This window comes from Clostridioides sp. ZZV15-6598 (genome assembly GCF_020657705.1).
Lineage (GTDB): Bacteria > Bacillota > Clostridia > Peptostreptococcales > Peptostreptococcaceae > Clostridioides > Clostridioides difficile_F.
This window is the reverse complement of sequence record NZ_JAGWCS010000364.1, coordinates 1-316: the sequence shown is the minus strand read 5'-3', so window position 1 is coordinate 316 and position 316 is coordinate 1. Positions and strand designations below refer to the sequence as shown.

Below are 316 nucleotides of genomic sequence, written 5' to 3'. Positions count from 1 at the left end.
ATTAGCTCAGTCGGTAGAGCACCTGACTTTTAATCAGGGTGTCCCGCGTTCGAGTCGCGGATAGATCACCAAAAAGGCGGCGACATAGCCAAGTGGTAAGGCAGTGGACTGCAACTCCTTGATCCCCAGTTCGAATCTGGGTGTCGCCTCCAAAATATTCCAAGGTAGCTCAATGGTGGAGCAACCGGCTGTTAACCGGTAGGCTGTGGGTTCGAGCCCCACCCTTGGAGCCAAAAAAAGCCGAAGTGGCGGAACTGGCAGACGCACAGGACTTAAAATCCTGCGGGACTTACCTCTCGTACCGGTTCGATTCCGG

The 316-nt window shown here is 54.4% G+C and carries 2 tRNA genes; both read left to right on the top strand.

From position 1 onward, the window contains the following. Positions 1–78: 78 nt before the first annotated feature. Positions 79–152 (top strand) — tRNA-Cys (locus tag KGF50_RS22075). A gap of 6 nt (positions 153–158) precedes the next feature. Beyond that, positions 159–233, top strand: a tRNA-Asn gene (locus KGF50_RS22070). Positions 234–316: the final 83 nt, after the last annotated feature.